This window comes from Chitinophaga sp. LS1 (genome assembly GCF_034274695.1).
Lineage (GTDB): Bacteria > Bacteroidota > Bacteroidia > Chitinophagales > Chitinophagaceae > Chitinophaga.
Genome location: NZ_CP128362.1, coordinates 4,347,252 through 4,364,659 on the forward strand (window position 1 = coordinate 4,347,252; position 17,408 = coordinate 4,364,659).

A 17,408-nucleotide genomic window follows, 5' to 3' on the forward strand; every position below is an offset into this window, starting at 1 on the left:
CCTTTTCTCCCCTTCTTTTTGGGGTAAAAAAGTTTACATCCCCCATTTTTCTATTAACTTTATCCGCTTATTATTAATTATTATATGAAAAAGAATATCGCCCTTGTTGCCGGCGGATACTCAGGAGAATACGTTATCTCCGTACAAAGTGCCGTAACAATTGAGAAAAACCTGGATAGCAGCAAATACAATGTGTATAAAATTGTTATTACAAAAGAGAGCTGGAATTATACGGGGGACGACGGGCAGGCGATAGCCGTGGATAAGAACGATTTTTCATTGACTATCAAAGGGCAAAAAGTAACTTTTGATGCCGTTTTCATCGGTATTCACGGTACACCTGGCGAAGATGGCCGACTGCAGGGATATTTCGAAATGCTGGGTATTCCATTTACCAGCTGTGGCATGGTCACCTCCGCCATGACTTTCAATAAGAGCTATTGCAACAAAGTAGTGGCAGCCCTGAATGTGGTGAATGTATCCAAATCTGTGCATATCTTCAGTAACCAGCCTTACGATACCAAACAAATATTAGCACAGCTCAAACTGCCTGTATTTGTAAAGCCTGCGGAAGGTGGTAGCAGCATCGGTATGTCTAAAGTAAATACTGCCGAAGAACTGCAACCCGCTATCGACAAGGCTTTCAAAGAAGATGTACAGATCCTGATCGAAGAGTTTATCAAAGGCAGGGAAATAACCTGTGGTTTATATAAAGTGAATGGCGAAATCAACGTTTTGCCGCTGACAGAAATTGTAAGCAGCAAAGAATTCTTTGACTATGAGGCGAAATATACGCCGGGTATGACCAAAGAAATCACCCCTGCCCCAGCACCGGACGACGTGTGTGAGCAGATCAGGAATACCGCCAAAGAACTGTATAACAAATTGAATTGCAAAGGTATTGTGCGTGCAGACTTCATCTATGAAGAGGCAAACAACCGCCTGTTCTTCCTGGAAGTGAACACCATGCCTGGTCAGAGCGATAACAGCCTCGTGCCTCAGCAGGTAAGAGCTGCCGGTAAAACCCTGCAGGAGTTTTACGGCACATTAATTGAAGAGTGCCTGAGGAAATAACAAAGCGGTATAAGATTACGCTATCTTTAAGTTAAAATATAATCTGTGTTCAATCAAATTACAAAACGCTCCTTTGGGTTTAACCTGGCCGTTGTGGTAGGGTTGTTCCTGGTACTGGGGCTGATTTTCTTCCTGCTGCTGGGGGTAATTACCAGGCATGGAGATACCCAAACCGTGCCTGACGTATACCGTAAGAGTGTGAAAGACGCTACCAAACAGCTGGAAGATGCTGGGTTTAACGTAGATGTAAGAGACTCCATTTTTATCGATAGTTTGCCTGCCCTGGCTGTATGGGAACAAACCCCCGCAAAAGGTGCGATAGTAAAAGTTGGAAGAACTATTTACCTGACTATCAATAAGGTAGTGCCGCCAATGGTGGACATGCCTGACCTGGTAGGTCTCACTTTCCGTAGTGCTGAAATGACCCTGCATAGCCGCAGGCTGAATGTAGGAGATACAATTTATAAACCGGACTTTGCTACCAATACCGTATTGCAGCAGTTGCTGAATGGTAAACTGGTAAAAGCCGGCAGACAGGTGCCCGAAGGTAGCAGCATCACGCTGGTACTGAGTAGCGGTACAGGTAGTATCGAAAATCCCGTACCGGATCTGATCGGAATGACCTTCCAGGAAGCCAAGGTGACCCTGAGTGGCAGAAACCTGAACCTGGGTACAGTAATGGTAGATCCTTCTGTAACAGACACTGCCAATGCATTTGTGATCAAACAGGATCCGATGCCAAGAAATTCACTGCAGGAGCTGAGCATGGTAAGAGCAGGAGAAGTAGTGGATATCTGGTTGTCGCCTACCGCACCGGTAAAAGGTGCAACTGATTCTACAAAAGAACCGCAATAACAAAGTAGTATACCCCATAATCGTTTAACTTATAAAATTTACAGCGATGGAAAATATAACTGCTGAAGAACTGAAACAACGTATTGACAATGGCGAATCCCTGCACATCGTCGATGTAAGGGAACCACATGAACACGAAGAATTTAATATCGGTGGTATCCTATTACCCCTGGGCGAAATCAGAGCCATGCAGGTGGATGAGCTGGAAGATCTGAAGGATGAAGAAGTGATTGTGTATTGCAGAAGCGGAGGCAGAAGCGGCCAGGCAGCAATGATCCTGGAAACAATGGGATTTCAGAATGTAAAGAACCTGACCGGTGGTATGTTGAACTGGCAGGAGAAGTTCGGGAAATAAAAGAATTTGAAATTAAAAAGGCTGACCGTAAGGTGAGCCTTTTTAATACTTTTCAAAGAAAGCGCAGGTACCACCCACCCAGGTATGCGACTTATCCTTCGTTACACCTATCATTTTACTCTTACTAAGCCTCGCCAGGTTATGCACCAACAACGGCCTTTCCGCTCCATCCTTCCATACATACATCATCCTGATCTCACAATAAGCGGGTCCATCAGGTGTTTCGATAGCCGGGGCATATTGTACCTTTCGCTGTAAAATCCAGTGCTCAGGATCTTTAATCGAGGCAATATCTGATAATGTTACATCAATCACTACCCCCTGACCTGCGAATGAAAAAAGCGGTTTCAATACATAGTTCTCCAGATCGGCTGGCAACTCCTTTGCATGCAGAAACCAGCTCTCCGGTGCAAATTCACTATGAATAAAAGGTAGGGTATATTTACTGATCCTGTAAAACCAGTTCGGATGCGTGATCCACTCTACATCAAAATCCTGGAATAAAGACACATGTGCCGGCAATGAAGCCGCCTGTCTTTGCAGGTCATCAAAGATCACGCGGTTGTATATGCGTTTGATTAAAGTATCCTTATAGTATAATTGGTCACCTCTCTGCTCAAGGTCTGTAATACAAACAACAGGTATTCCCAGTACCTTTTGCGTATAATAAAAATCAATACGGGTTTTCTGTTCATGTGGCTTTACTTCCAGCAATACCACTTCTTCCGGTTGATAAGGACCCACAATGATCTCTTGCAATAACGCTAAATAGCTATTATCATCATACCCATTGAAATAGTTATTTACTGTATCAGGGATCTGGAAATGATGTTTAAATTCCTTAGCCATCAGCTCCTGAAACGCATACAGAGAAGGAAAGCCCTGTAGTTCTATGAGCTGTGGTTGCAACACACCTTCTGCATTTTGACACACAGCAAAATCAATGATCACAAAATGCGCATGCTCATTTTCGCCCGGTACTTTCATACATGCAGGAAAAGACGCTTCACTACTGGCTTTGAAGTCAGGTTGTGTAATCACATCAATGATCGCTTCGCTGGTATCAATCAGTTGCTTCGTGAGTGCAGCTGGTACAAACACGGGTGTTTCCGCTACTTTAAAAGCAGGGGCTTCGCCGGCAGCAGCAGCCATTGATTCAATAAATGCCGCGTATTTCTCCGCAGTAAAATTTTCGTTATAATATTTGCGTAAAGAAGGGATCATGATTGAATAGATAAGGCATTGTCCAGAAATGCAGGAATAAGCGTATCATACGTGAGCATGATCTTATCCGGGTCTGAAAGTTGTTCCAGCATGCTGTAATATTTTTCCGCACCATAGTTGGTGAGCACCTGGTCTTTCTTTTCTTTTTGCAGCAGGTACATCCGCATCCCGGTTGCATCAGCCTCCGGGTGGAATTGTGTGCCGATCATATGAGGGCCGAAACGTATCGCCATGGCCGCTCTTTCCAGTGGTACATGGGGGCGTTCTTTTTCAAGCGCTAAAACGGAAGCGCCGATTGCATCCATACGTGCATGATCTAAACCAATCACCTGCCAGTTGCGGCTATCCACGATGTAAAAAGGATCGGGGAGCTGTTCAAATTCACCTGCAGTTGTCTTATGCACAGGAAACACTCCGAATGCAGGTGATCGGCGCCTGCATACATTTCCGAGCTTCAAATAGCGACACATAAGCTGAAAGGAATGACATATCAATAACACCGGCTTTGAAGCTTTCATCAACGCTTCCATCACACCAAAATAACGGTGTTCCCACTCACTGCCTTCACTATCCAGCGGTGAACCGGGACCACCTGTAGAAATATAAATATCGTAAGAAAGATCAGGTACCTGGGCAGCGATGCGCACCTCATACTCATCACACTGCAATACCAGTGAATGACGCACAGCATACGCCGCGAGTATTTCCCTGATACAACGCATCCCTTCGTTCGGAACGCCTTCATACATGTCAAGTATAGCTACTTTCATGTGCTAGCAGTCTTTGAGAAATTGTTTAATAATGAAGTCCGCCACACTGTGCATGTTTTTGTTTTCATTGAAAACAGCCAGTTGTTTGTCAGCACCAGTGCCATTCTGCAGTATTTCTCTTGTATGCTCGATATAATGACGGCTACCCAGTTCATCGACCACATCATCTACAAACTCCAGCAGTTCAAAAATGAGTGAACGGGTATTGACTTCCGCTTCTTTACCAAAGTCAATGAGGTTGCCATCTATACCATAGCGGCTGGCTCTCCATTTATTTTCATTGACCAGTGCGCGGTTGTAGATAATAAAGTTCAGGTTCTGCATGCGCAGTTTATAGATCTTTGCACAGAGTGCCTGGAAGATGGCAGCAATGGTACAGGTTTCCTGCAGGGTGAGCGGCACATCGCAGATCCGGAATTCTACCGTATCGTAAAAAGGATGTACACGGAGGTCCCACCATACCTTGCGGGCGTTGTCAATACACTTGGTCTTGACAAGTAACTGTATATAGCGGTCGTATTCTCCGATACTGGCAAAATAATCAGGGATACCAGTACGGGGAAACTTATCGAATACCTTTACCCTGTATGATTTAAAGCCTGTATTCCGACCTTCCCAGAAAGGAGAGTTGGTACTTAGGGCAAATACGTGTGGCAAAAAATAACGCACAGAATTCGCGATATGCAGGGCCATTTCCCTGTTCTCCATTCCCACATGCACATGCAGCCCAAAGATCAGGTTCGATCTGGCAGCGTCCTGCATTTCATTCACAATTTCGAAATACCGGGGATGGTCTGTGATGAGCTGGGCTTCCCATTTGGAAAAGGGATGAGTACCGGAGGCGCCGATACTATATCCCAGGTCGCCGGCAATCTGTGCCACCGTTTTGCGAAGGTGTGCTACATCTGCACGGGCCTCGTCGATGTTTGCACAAATGTGGGTGCCGACTTCTACGACTGCCTGATGAAATTCGGCTTTTACTTTTTCCGGGATGACTTTGTGGGCCTGTTCTACAATTTTCTGTTCATGGGAGCATAACTCGAGCGTCCGAGGGTCCATGACCATGTATTCTTCTTCAATGCCTAGTGTGAAATTCCGGAGCATAGCTGGTAATTAGGGAGGCAAGATAAGAAGAATATGGAAAATGGACTGCGGCAGCAAGGAAGGGGTACTCTTTTTTCGCAGCCGCCAATAGAACATTCATGAAAGAGGGAATTCACAAACGGGGATGAAAACCATTTTCAGAAACAAAAAGGCCTGCATACCGGCTGAGGGGAGATAGCTGGTAATGCAGGCCGGTTGTATACAAACAAACAACCTATTCTTTGGCCTTTGCTTTTTTAGTAGTTGTCTTTTTTGCCGCAGGTTCTTTTTTAGCAGCAGCCTTCTTCTCAGTAGTCTTTTTCTCAGCAGTCTTCTTCTCAGCAGGCGCAGCACCCACCGGTGTCGTCGATTTCTTTGCCGCCGTCTTCTTCGCACCCGGTACTATCGCCGTCTGATTTCCTGGCACCGCATGGGTCATAAACGCACCCCATGTCAGGTTATCTGTTCCCGGCAACTGTTTCAGCGCTCTTTCAATAGCATAATTCGCCGCTGTCTCTACCACCCATTCAAAATTCTCTGCACCGATCGTCGCCTCATCTGCCTCCGGCGCAGGGTTCCAGAAGTCGATCACATAAGGGATCCCTGCACGCACGGCTATTTCTACTGTATTGAAATCGTATCCCAGGTAACGGTTCAGGTTAGCCACCTGTTCGATGATCACACCTTCCAGGTCATCGTCTCCCTGTGCCTTATCAAGATAACGTTGATAAGGAGCCTGGTGCGGGTCGTAAGGAATAACACGTACATACTTGCCGCCAATGCAATAACAACGATAATAAGAATCGTATTCAATCTCTTCCTGCAACATCATCACCAGCTGGCCGGTATGCGCATGTTGTGCAAAGAATTCCTCAGCACTATTGACTTTGTAGACATGTTTCCAACCTCCGCCATTGTAAGGTTTCATATAAGCAGGAAAGCCAATGTGCGCGAAAATGCTTTCCCAGTCAAAAGGATATATCAGGTTTCTGAACGATTGATCCGTAGTATTTACCGGTAGATCGCGGGAGGGGAGTAATGCAGTTTTAGGAACATTGACACCCGCACGTGCAGCCAGCTCATTGTTCACAAATTTATCATCCGCACTCCACCAGAATGGATTATTGATCACCGCGCTTCCTTCCAGTGCAGCCTGTTTGAGCCAGGTACGATAGAAAGGAACATCCTGCGAAATACGATCCAGTATCACAGCATATTCATTTGGAATACCCTGTATTACTTTGTCGATAGATACGAATTCAGCAGAGATGTCGTTGACATTTTTTGCGTTTACGCGGTCAATGAATGCCTGGGGGAAACTGTTTTCCTGACCATAGAGAAGGCCTATTTTTTTCATCCTGAAAAATGTTTTTACGTTGAGTGTATCAATGATTCCGTTTGCCATAAAAGCGGTTGAGGATCAATATTCGCGCCAATGGATTCGCCAGCTTATTTTATAAGGGAAAGGTAATATGGTAACATTTCGTTCCATACGGGCCAGTCATGTTTTTGATTGGGCCTTACATCCAGCCAGTGGCTGATGCCTTTGTGAGCGAGTATCCCTGACATCCGTTCATTCTGGTTACGGGCTATATCTTCGTCGGCTACGCCTAGTATAATTCCCATGCGCCAGAGGGCCTCGCGCGGATTGTCGCGCATGTAATCCATGGGATTATTGAAATAGACATTATCATCATAATGACCATCCAGGCGGGAGGTAATATCAAAAATGCCGCTGAGGCTAAAGAGGTAAGATACCTGCTCCGGGTAGCGGAAGGCAAAGTTGGAGGCATGGTACCCACCAAAACTGCAGCCGGCTAAGGCTACGCGGTGAACGCCGGTTTCGTATATGACCCTTTCCAGCACCTCATGCCGCAGCATGTTGTCGTAAGCAATGTGATTGAGCGTGCGTTGGGCAGGGGAGACCTGTTTGTTATACCAGCTTCGGGCATCTATACTATCAGGGCAATAGACCCGAATGAGCTGATGGTCGATGAACCATTGTAATGCATGAATTAGGCCTCTTTCCTTATGTTCATAATGGCGCCCCATAGAGGTAGGGAAGAGGATGAGGGGATAGCCTTCCTCTCCGAATACCAGCATCTCGAATTCACGGCCGAGATGAGGGGATTTCCATTTGTAATATTGTTCATGCATTCATATAAATATAATAAAAAAACGCTTCGGCTGTTAGGCCGAAGCGTTTTTTGTATCTGTATAAATGCAGATTAGAAGTTATAACGAACACTCAACTGACCTCTCCAGCGTGACAGGTAGTCGCTCACTGTGTATGGTCTCAGGATACCGTTGATGTTGTTCATCTTTGTTTTATCAAAGGTGAATGTTGGGTTCTGTGTCTGAGATACTATGCTGAACAGAGACACTGACTGGTTACCGAGGTAGTAACCCCAACCCCAGTTACGGTTCAGGAGGTTAGCAACGTTCAGAACGTCGAAACCAACTTCCAGTCTGTGTGTGTTTTTCAGGATGAAGTCTTGGGCGATCTTCAGGTCGAAGTGACTTTCCCATGGCATTCTTGCACCGTTACGAACAGTGTTCTTGCCCAGGTTATCCTGCAGGTATTTGTTATGAGAAGCAAAATCCTTGAAGTCAGCCAGCTGCTGATCAGGAGTAACAGTTGCACCATTTACTGTCAGGTTTGCAAACTGGCTTGCATCTGTAGGCAGATAAGCTAAGCTCGAAGAACCGGTTTTACCGGAAGCATCATCACCTGTCAGGTTATAGTTATACAGGAATGAGTAGCGCTGACCAGTGTAACCCTGGTAAACCAGACCAACAGTAGTGCTCATGTGGTTCTTAGCATAACGGAAAGTCTTGCTTGCAAAAGCAACTACACGGTGACCTGGATCGTAGTTAGCACGAGCTTCGCCTACGTTATTCAGACCGTTCTGGTTGTAAGCAAAACGCCAGTTAGAATAAGCGGTAGAAGAAGTACCATCGTTTACTGAGGTAGATTTACCATAAGTATACGCGATGCTACCAGCCCATCCATGGTCCAGAGGTTTCTGGATCTGGAAAGTAAAGTTATAAGCGTAACCCTTGCTGGTGTTTTTCAGGTAGATTACGTCAGTATAGCTGCTGTTTGCGCGGGTGAAGTTGTACCATGGACGGGTAGTGTTACCTACAGTCACAGTACCTTGCTGGTCACCTACGTTCAGGTTCTGATAAGCGATGTTGTTGATAGTCTTGGTATATAGACCTTCGATGGTACCAATCAGACCCCACCATGGCAGTTTCTGGTCGATAGCCAGGTTACCACGCAGTACCTGAGGATATTTGAAGTTCTTGTCAGTAACGTCAACTTCAGTTGGCGCAGCCGTAGTAGTTGGGATATAAGCACCCAGGTGTACGTCAGATGGATCGTAGTTGAAACGAACAGAAGCATCAGGTGTACCACTGAATTTAGTGAAGGCAACACCTGTGTTAGAGTAAGCGTTAGAGATCCATACCAGTGGCACACGACCAGTGAACAGACCAACACCACCTCTCAGCTGGGTAGTACCATCGCCATTAACATCGTAGTTGAAGGCAACTCTTGGTGCAAACAGCAGTTTAGACTTAGGAACTACGTTGTTCTGTACGTTGTATTTAGCTGCCAGATCAGAAGAGTTGAAGCCGGTGTTTGCATCAGGTTTGTTGAAGAATACAGGCAGATCAATACGAACACCATAAGTCAGGCGGAACCTGTCATTGATATCCCATACATCCTGGCCATATACGCTGAACTGACCTGCGTGGATCTTACCCGGAGCTACGTCATCACCACCCTTGGCAGAGTAGCTGATACCATATGAAGATGGTGCAGCTGAGTTAGCCAGCAAAGCACTCAAGCTTCTGTAAGTGTAATAACCATAGTAGTACTGCAGGAACACGTTGTTCGTGTTGAAGAACTGGTTGTCAGTACCAAAGGTCAGGGTGTGCTTCTTCTTCTGGATAGTCAGGTTGTCCACGATAGTGAAGTTGTCCTGACCGAGTGAGTTACGTGCAGAAGAATAGTCAGCACCAGCATTGTAGTTCAGACTGCTTTCTGTAAGGTAAATAGAAGGGAATGCAGATGTATTACGTCTGTCGCGGATACGGTTGTAAGTCACACGCAGCACGTTGGATGTTGTTGCATTGAAGTTACTGTTCAGTTCAGCTACAGAAGAGTTAGTAGTGCTGAGCATGTAGTAACCGCTGTTACCAAAGGTCATAGTAGTGGCAGTACGTGAAATTACGTAGTTGCTACCATCTACATAGCTATGACGCAGGGTCAGCTTATGCTTGTCGCTGATGTTCCAGTCGATACGTGCGAATACCGAAGTCGCATAACCTTTAGAACTGATATCAGTGTAGCTTCCTGGATCGTAACCATAGTTGGTCATCAGGTAGTTACGGATAGAATCCAGTCTCGCAGTGCTGAATTTAGAACCTGAACCTGCATCTGCCGGATTGTAAGGCAGCGGCGTTTTGTAGTCGTTTCTTTCAGCGTTTACGAAGAAGAATGCTTTATTCTTAACGATAGGACCACCTAAGCTGGCACCCCATGTTGTATTATTATAAGTAGCGTATTTCACATCGCTCTGTACGTTGTGACCTACCAGACCCTGGTTCTGGTTCAGGAAATAAGCCGAACCGTGGAACTGGTTAGTACCTGATTTGGTAACAGCGTTGATACCACCACCCGTGAAGTTACTCTGGGTAACATCATATGGAGACAGTACAATCTGTACTTCCTGTACCGATTCCAGTGGAACAGCGTTTACATTCGCCTGACCACCATTGGTACCTGTAGCAGTCAGACCAAATGCGTCATTTGCATTCGCACCATCCACAGTGAATGAGTTGAATTTGTTGCTCTGACCTGCAAAGGAAATACCCAGTGGGCTACCGTTCGAGCTGCTGTAAGTAGCAACTGCCTGCGGTGTCAAACGGGCGAAATCCTGGATGCTACGGCCTACAGTTGGCAACTCAGTCAGCTGGCGCTGGCTGATGTTGGTCTGTGTACCAGTACGGTTTGAACTGATAATGCTGCTTTTTTGACCGGTAATAGTTACCTCGTTCAGCGATTTGCTACCATCTTCAAGTTTTACGTTTTGGGTCAATGCAGTACCCAGGCTCAGATACAGATCTTTAATGTTTTGTTCCTGATAGCCTATATAGGTAATTGTAACGGTGTAAGGACCCCCTACACGCATGTTGGGAATGGTGTAACGACCTCCCGCTTGTGTTGTGGTACCATAAACGGTTCCGGTTGGAACGTGAATGGCTTTAACTGTGGCCCCAATCAGGCCCTCCCCCTTTGCATCTTTCACCAGACCGGTAACAGCACTTGTTGTTACCTGCGCGAAAGAATAGCAAACGCTAAGCAAGACAATGAATGTTAACAGTAGTTTTTTACATCCCATATTTGAGCAGTTTGATTTTATAAGACCGCAAAGGTTAATAATTTTTTCTTACGAATTTTAACTTGAAATTAACAAATTGTTAAGCCATATTAAAAGATTGAGTAGATGGCTGTGTATATTCGAAACTATATGGCAAAACAGTCTTTAAATGGAGTTTGTTCAACTAATAGGGTAAGAAATTCTAATATTTCGAATAATAATTTGTTGGAATACTTAATTCTCTGTCGGGCAAGGGCTGTTTTTATATTAGTTTTTCTGACAAATGTTGATATGCTTATATTTAATATATGATAAAGAAAGAAGGGTATTAAACTGATGGGAGCGTGTTTGAGAGGAATTAGGGAAATATTGGACGCCCGACACCACTGGAAGGTGACTTTTTGTGCTGTCAAAAGGGCGTAAAATCCGGGATTAATCCAATGTTTCATGCCTCTTTTTAACCTAACTTTGCAATCAATATAACAACAGTGATATGTTAGATACAATAGAATCAGCCATAGAAGATATAAAGAAGGGTAAACTGGTCATAGTAGTAGACGACGAGGATAGGGAGAATGAGGGCGATTTCATCACAGCTGCAAGGAATGTGACTCCGGAGATTATCAACTTTATGAGCCGTTACGGCCGTGGATTAATATGTGCACCATTAATTGAAGAAAGATGCGACGAACTCGGTCTGGAAATGATGGTGCGTGATAATACAGCTTTACACCAAACACCTTTTACAGTTTCTGTTGACTTACTGGGACATGGTTGTACCACCGGTATCTCCGCCCATGACAGAGCTAAAACAATCCAGGCCCTGATCGATCCCAATATTCGTTCTGAAGAATTAGGTAAGCCCGGGCACATTTTCCCCCTGAAAGCAAAGAAAGGAGGAGTGCTGCGCCGCACCGGACATACCGAAGCTACAATCGATCTGGCCCGGTTAGCAGGATTTGAGCCTGCCGGCGTACTGGTGGAGATCATGAACGAAGATGGCTCCATGGCCCGACTACCTGAACTGAAGGAAATAGCAGTGAAGTTTGACCTGAAACTGATTTCCATCAAAGATCTGATCGAATACCGACTCAAGAAGGAATCCCTGATCGAAGAAGAGGTACGCGTACAGATGCCGACTGAATATGGTGATTTTGAATTGATTGCGTTTAAACAACTGAATTCCGGCGAAACCCATATGGCACTGAAGAAAGGAGAATGGGAGAAAGATGAACCCGTACTGGTGCGTATCCACTCTTCCTGCGTAACCGGCGATATTCTCCATAGCCTGAGATGTGATTGCGGCCCGCAACTCCACAAAGCCATGCAGATGGTAGAACAGGAAGGAAAAGGTCTTATATTATATATGAACCAGGAAGGTAGAGGTATTGGATTGCTGAATAAACTGAAAGCCTATAAATTACAGGAAGAAGGAAGAGATACTGTGGAAGCAAACCTGGAATTAGGCTTCCAGATGGATGAAAGAGATTATGGTGTGGGTGCCCAGATCCTGAGGCATATGAATATTACCAAAATGCGGTTGATTTCAAATAATCCCAAAAAGAGAGCCGGGATGAAAGGATATGGATTAGAAGTGGTAGAAAATGTGCCGATCGAAATTCATCCCAACCCGCATAATGAGGTGTATTTGAAAACAAAAAGAGATAAAATGGGTCACGAGATCCTGAAAGGATAAATAAAGAAAGGGTCCTGCCAGAGGCAGGACCCTTTCTTTATGAAAATGGTTTTCATCTTCGTTGGTGAATTCCCTCTGGCAGGACCCTTTTTTATTTAATGCGTTGTATCCCTCGCCGGCTTCACCGTTGTATCCTTCTCGTCCAACCGCTGCATCTCAGACCTCCTCATACTATCTATCATCCGCTTTCTCGCCCGCTCATTAAACAACTCGGTGAATTTATTATACTCACGTACATAAGATAACCCCAAACCCGCCTTAGTCCTGTTCACCAAATTATATACGTCATAATCCGACTTACTAAATGCATTGATACGGAACCTGCCCTCCGGCGTCAGCAGGTACTCTGCCCTGAAGTCTCCCGCCAGCCGGTTCGTATTCGCTGAAGTAGCCGCCTTCCCCCAGTCATAATCACCACCCACATACAACCGTACCCTGTTATTATATAAGGTACTGGTAATACCGGCACTCACCTGGTTCCTGTCCATCGCCGTATTATCCACATTACCAATATTATAAGCACGATAGTTCACATTCACACCAATACCACTGTTCTTGAGCAGTGCCCCGGTTATATTATTCAATATCGCCTGTGCCTGCGCACTCAATGCCTGTCCCACACTATTCTTACCTGTGATCGCCACACTCGCACCTCCCGAACTCGGATCTTCAGGCAGGAACTGGTTAAAGAGCAACAACCCCGCCATCTGTTGCAAGGCCTTATTCTGATCCTGGTTTATTTCCTTCAGTTTCGCTGCCACACCACTTTCATATGCCAGTGACCCTACCTCTGGCAGATTGATCTCATAAGAAATATCAGGTTTCATCAACTCCCCCCGCAGGTTAATCAGGATATCCACCCGCTCTGTACGGGTCGCCAGTTTATCTGTTGTGGTAGAAGCCGTTCCCACCAGGTTGTACAAACTCACTTTTGGCAAAGAATACTTTGCATGTATATCTACCTTCGCTGCCTGCGGATCGCCATTCCAGGTAATTGAACTGCTCTTGTCGATATCAAACTTCCAGCTGGTCAGCCTTTGCAAAGTAAAATTATAGCTACCCAGGTTGATCTCATAGTTCCCAAACATGGTAAAATCTCCATCCAGGTTTACATTGATCTGAAGGTTTCCGGTACCATTGGCAGAAATCATATCACCACTCGCAGCATCCATAATCACATCAATCTGTGCATCAGGGGTAGCAGATATATCCAGTTTCACATTCAGCTTCACGTTATCCTTCTTCTTCCGCTTCTCTTCCTTCATCTCTGTACCATAGGTTTTGAAGGTAATGTAATCCGACTTCCCGATATCCTTACTATCCGACAATGGCAGGTAGAAATGGGTACCCTTATCCGGCTTTGCCTGCACTTTCAATACCATATCATTTAACGGACCCTGGAAATAAACCTTTCCATCCGCAATCACATCTCCATAAAAGAGATCACTATCCGCCGCACCTGTACCCAGGAAGACAAAGTTTCTCGCCGTTACATCAAAGTCGAACGTCAGTGCATTGAAATGATCATGAGAAATATATCCACTACCACTTGCTTTACTGTTGTTCTTATCAATAATGGTGAAGTTGCCAAACTCAATCAGGTTATCATCTATATTAATGTTCAACTTAGGAATGGTATAATTTGTACCCAGGTACAATACCCTTACTTTCGCACTATCCACTTTCAGGTTCCCTTTCACCGAAGGCAGTTCTGTAGTGCCACTCACATTGATCTGCCCATTTACCTGCCCTTTCAGATCTGTCACATAATCTTTTACAAAGCGATCCAGCAATACCAGGTCTACACCCTTCAGGTTCACTGTACCTTCCAGTCTGTTATTTTCTTTCGTTAATCCCACACTTCCCTTTGCATCCAGGTTCTTACCGGCATTATCACTATGTAATTCAAATGTGGCTTCGCCGGTGCCCTGACTATATCCCCCTGCAAAAGATACCAGCCCGATGGAGTCATTGTCCAGTCGTAGTTCTTTGGTCACAATATCCGCATCTATATCCAGGTTCCGCATCGGGTCTGTGATCAGGATCTTCCCGTCTGCCAGTCCCTCTATACGCATAGGCGTCAATTGCGCCGGAATTACATCGGCCAGGTTCAGGTTCTTCAGGTTGATCATGAAGGCAGACTCATCCGGGTTGTATTCGTTGGTTTCTACGGACACGCTCTGTTCATTGCGCGTCACCTTCAGGTTATGTACGGTGAGGAAGTTCTTACTCCAATAGATTTCATTGCCCGGTGTCACATTCCACTGTCTTTCATTTACGGTAAAGGCACTATTCAGGAAGCTGATCTTCACCCCATCCGATACAGTGATCACCCTGGCATAGAAACCATCCAGGGAGGAAGTGTCCTGTGCCTGCAGGTCTACTTTCAGGTAAGAAGTATCTTTGCCGGAACTGGCCAGGATCAATGGGTGCTGTAGTAATACCTTGTCTCCACTGGTAACCCTGCCTATACTTGTACTGATGTCAATCTTATCAAAATTACCGGAGCTTTTCAGTTGCAGGTCATTCACCATATACCCGCCATAGCCCGCCTGTGGCACAAATACATTCAGCGACAGGTTGCCATTCACCGTATTCAGCGACCCATCTATTTTAGACTGGTCAAAACCCGTCACCTTGTCTGTAAAACCCTTGATCAGCTTATCCACTTCTCCCATCTGGAAGGAAAAGGAGAAATCCTGCTTAATCTCTTTGGTCGGTGCTGTAGGGAAATAGCTGGGGTAGTATTTATTGAGCAACAGTTTGAATGCATCCGGCAGGTCCATAAAACTATAGTTCCCTTTCACAAACCCGCTGATCTCACTACCCTGAATAGCCAGTACCTTGATATTGTTCTCCAGATGTGTAGATACATTCAGTGAGTCAAATTCCAGTCTGTGTAGCTTGCGGTACAGCGATACATCGTACACACGTGCAGAACCATCGAAGTTATCGATATTACTACCCGCAAAGTTCAGGTCCAGTTTTGCCTGGAAAGTGAGGGAGTCATCCGTGAGGCGCATGGCCTTCAGGTTACTGTGTCGGATGTCAGCATCAAAACGGAACACGGGCACCGGCGCATTGAAGTCAATGGTACCGGCAAAGTCCATATCAAGGTTAGGGTCACCCACTGCGAGCGAACCGTTGAAGAACTTCCTGTTCATCTCACCCTTCGTCTTGATATTGGTATAGGTGTAGTCGTAGAGCGTAATTTTCTGTACATCCGCATCTACTGTTGCATTCAGTGTTTTAAAGTTGAAACCTGCGCCGTTTACCTTCGCACTTAGCGACACGGTGGAGAGTTGGGGTACATCCAGCAAGCTACCCATATTGAAATCATTCGTGGTCAGACTACCGGAGTATACCGGCACATCCTTGCTGGTCTTGAAGTTCAAGTCAGAATTCAGGTTACCCAGGTTAGTCTGGAACTTACCATAGGCCACAAAGTCATTGATAAACCCTGTAAAGCTACCCTGGAAGAGAATGTTGCTCAGTTTGTCAATACGCAGTGGTTCCACGTTGCGCAGGGAAGGGGCAATGCTCAGGATTTCCCCGCCATTAGTGGTTAGTTCATCGGCATGGAAGTCGATGAAGGTTTCCGCGATATCAGGCAGCCCACGCATTTCCAAACCTCCTTTCAGGTGTGTACCTGCATTGTCAGAGAGTTCTATATTATTCGCTTTCAGGTTTGACACCGGTCCACGGGCATCGCCAGAGAGGGTGACTACCTTTTTCCAGTCCCTCAGTTCCGGTGCAAAGAAAGCAATATCGTCAGAAGATAGTTTACTGTTTACAATATGTGCACGCATGAATACCAGGTTGATATAATCGTTCATATCACTGATATCGGCATATTGCATGGTGTAATAATCACGGAGGTGACTGTTGGCTGTCAGGAGGTCCATGTGAGAGAACTCCATTTCCACTGGCGACATCTTAAAGCGTGCAGAGAGTTTCTTTACTTCAAATCCGCTACGTTCTTTTGTACTGAAGGTCAGGTCGCCCAGGATACTGTCTTTTACTAATGTCGTATTGGTGAGCTGTAGATTTATTTTCTGGAAGCGTATGTGATTCGGTGCAAAATAACCGGCTGTTACAGCAGTGGTATCATCCGGGTCGTCTACGCCAAAGAGGCCGTCTTTGATCGAGACTTCTTTGACCAGCAGTTTCCAGTTGGCACTGTTCCAGCGAAGCTCAGGAATAGCAGTAGTATCTGTCAGCTCTTCTTTGTCTGCTTTTGGTTTTTTGTGACGCAGGGGTGAGGACTTATAACTGGAAATGATAAACGATGGCTTGTCCAGTTTCAGCTCCTGTATGTCAATATTGTGTTGCTGCAGATCAAGGTTCTTGGCATCCAGGTAAATTTGTTTGGCAGTTACGTAGTAGTCTTCACCAATCCACTGGTCTACCTGGTTGATCCTGACATTCGTGAGGTCGATCTTACGAAGGTCGATCGATACGCCGCCGGAAGGCTTCTTTGTTTTCGATGTATCTGGTGCACTGGCAAAGGCGTCGATGATGAAATCGTAGTTCCAGAGAGAATCTTTGCGGGTACGTATTAAGTTGATGCTGGCATTATCCAGGCCGATGTATTTGAGTACTGGCTTATCCTGCACAAAGAACCAGTCAGTGATCTTTACCTGGGCAGTACCGGCATATAGCAAAGTATCTTTGTTCCGGTCTTCGATATAGAGACCTTCCAGGCGAAGGCTATTGAAGAGACGGATATCTACATGCTTGAGGTCTACCCTTGTTTTCAGCTGGTGCGAGAGTCGGGTGATTGCTTGCTGAACAAGGAAATTCTGTACTGCAGGGATGTTGACCAGGATACCCAGAAGGATAGCCAAACCCAGTATACTAAGGAGAACAATCGTGATTATTTTACGTACCTTTTTCAGCGCAGCAATGTTTAAGCGGCAAATTTAATTGAATAAGTTGATAATACCGGGCTCTTGGAGCGATCA

The 17,408-nt window shown here is 45.4% G+C and carries 11 protein-coding genes; 4 read left to right on the forward strand and 7 right to left on the reverse strand.

Annotation, left to right across the window (positions count from 1 at the left end):
- The first annotated feature begins 84 nt into the window (after positions 1-84).
- From QQL36_RS18090 to QQL36_RS18100, 3 genes are read left to right on the forward strand one after another with little or no spacing between them, the layout of a single operon-like run.
- Positions 85-1,074 carry a D-alanine--D-alanine ligase gene (locus QQL36_RS18090; protein ID WP_321566286.1) on the forward strand — a complete coding sequence of 330 codons (990 nt, stop codon included), beginning with the start codon at positions 85-87 and terminating at the stop codon, positions 1,072-1,074.
- 45 nt (positions 1,075-1,119) lie between these two features.
- Positions 1,120-1,929, forward strand: coding sequence for a PASTA domain-containing protein (locus QQL36_RS18095; protein WP_083722533.1), 810 nt, complete (start codon positions 1,120-1,122; stop codon positions 1,927-1,929).
- Between the two features lie 46 nt (positions 1,930-1,975).
- A complete protein-coding gene (locus QQL36_RS18100; protein ID WP_083722532.1) occupies positions 1,976-2,284 on the forward strand; it encodes a rhodanese-like domain-containing protein in 309 nt (102 codons plus the stop codon).
- A gap of 42 nt (positions 2,285-2,326) precedes the next feature.
- On the opposite strand, the gene QQL36_RS18105 is transcribed toward QQL36_RS18100, so the two are convergent.
- The 6 genes from QQL36_RS18105 to QQL36_RS18130 form a co-directional block, all read right to left on the reverse strand.
- Positions 2,327-3,508, reverse strand: a complete 1,182-nt coding sequence (locus tag QQL36_RS18105; protein ID WP_083722531.1) for a hypothetical protein — start codon at positions 3,506-3,508, stop codon at positions 2,327-2,329.
- Positions 3,505-4,278: a glutamine amidotransferase-related protein gene (locus QQL36_RS18110; RefSeq protein WP_321566287.1), complete on the reverse strand. Its 774-nt coding sequence runs from the start codon at positions 4,276-4,278 to the stop codon at positions 3,505-3,507. Before QQL36_RS18110 ends, QQL36_RS18105 begins: the two co-directional genes overlap by 4 nt.
- Before the next feature lie 3 nt (positions 4,279-4,281).
- Positions 4,282-5,382 carry a carboxylate-amine ligase gene (locus QQL36_RS18115; RefSeq protein ID WP_083722529.1) on the reverse strand — a complete coding sequence of 367 codons (1,101 nt, stop codon included), beginning with the start codon at positions 5,380-5,382 and terminating at the stop codon, positions 4,282-4,284.
- Between the two features lie 214 nt (positions 5,383-5,596).
- Positions 5,597-6,766: a hypothetical protein gene (locus QQL36_RS18120; protein ID WP_321566288.1), complete on the reverse strand. Its 1,170-nt coding sequence runs from the start codon at positions 6,764-6,766 to the stop codon at positions 5,597-5,599.
- 44 nt (positions 6,767-6,810) lie between these two features.
- Positions 6,811-7,518 (reverse strand): alpha/beta hydrolase-fold protein, encoded by a 708-nt coding sequence (locus QQL36_RS18125; RefSeq protein ID WP_083722528.1) that lies wholly within the window; start codon positions 7,516-7,518, stop codon positions 6,811-6,813.
- Positions 7,519-7,589: 71 nt separating this feature from the next.
- Positions 7,590-10,769 (reverse strand): carboxypeptidase regulatory-like domain-containing protein, encoded by a 3,180-nt coding sequence (locus tag QQL36_RS18130; RefSeq protein WP_321566289.1) that lies wholly within the window; start codon positions 10,767-10,769, stop codon positions 7,590-7,592.
- 472 nt (positions 10,770-11,241) lie between these two features.
- Between QQL36_RS18130 and QQL36_RS18135 the strand changes: the two genes are divergently transcribed.
- On the forward strand, positions 11,242-12,444 hold the full coding sequence (locus QQL36_RS18135) for a bifunctional 3,4-dihydroxy-2-butanone-4-phosphate synthase/GTP cyclohydrolase II (RefSeq protein ID WP_321566290.1): 1,203 nt from the start codon (positions 11,242-11,244) through the stop codon (positions 12,442-12,444).
- A 95-nt stretch (positions 12,445-12,539) separates the two neighbouring features.
- Here the strand turns inward: QQL36_RS18135 and QQL36_RS18140 are convergent, their stop codons facing one another.
- Complete coding sequence (locus QQL36_RS18140; RefSeq protein ID WP_321566291.1) at positions 12,540-17,291, reverse strand: translocation/assembly module TamB domain-containing protein; 4,752 nt, start codon at positions 17,289-17,291, stop codon at positions 12,540-12,542.
- Between the last annotated feature and the right edge of the window lie 117 nt (positions 17,292-17,408).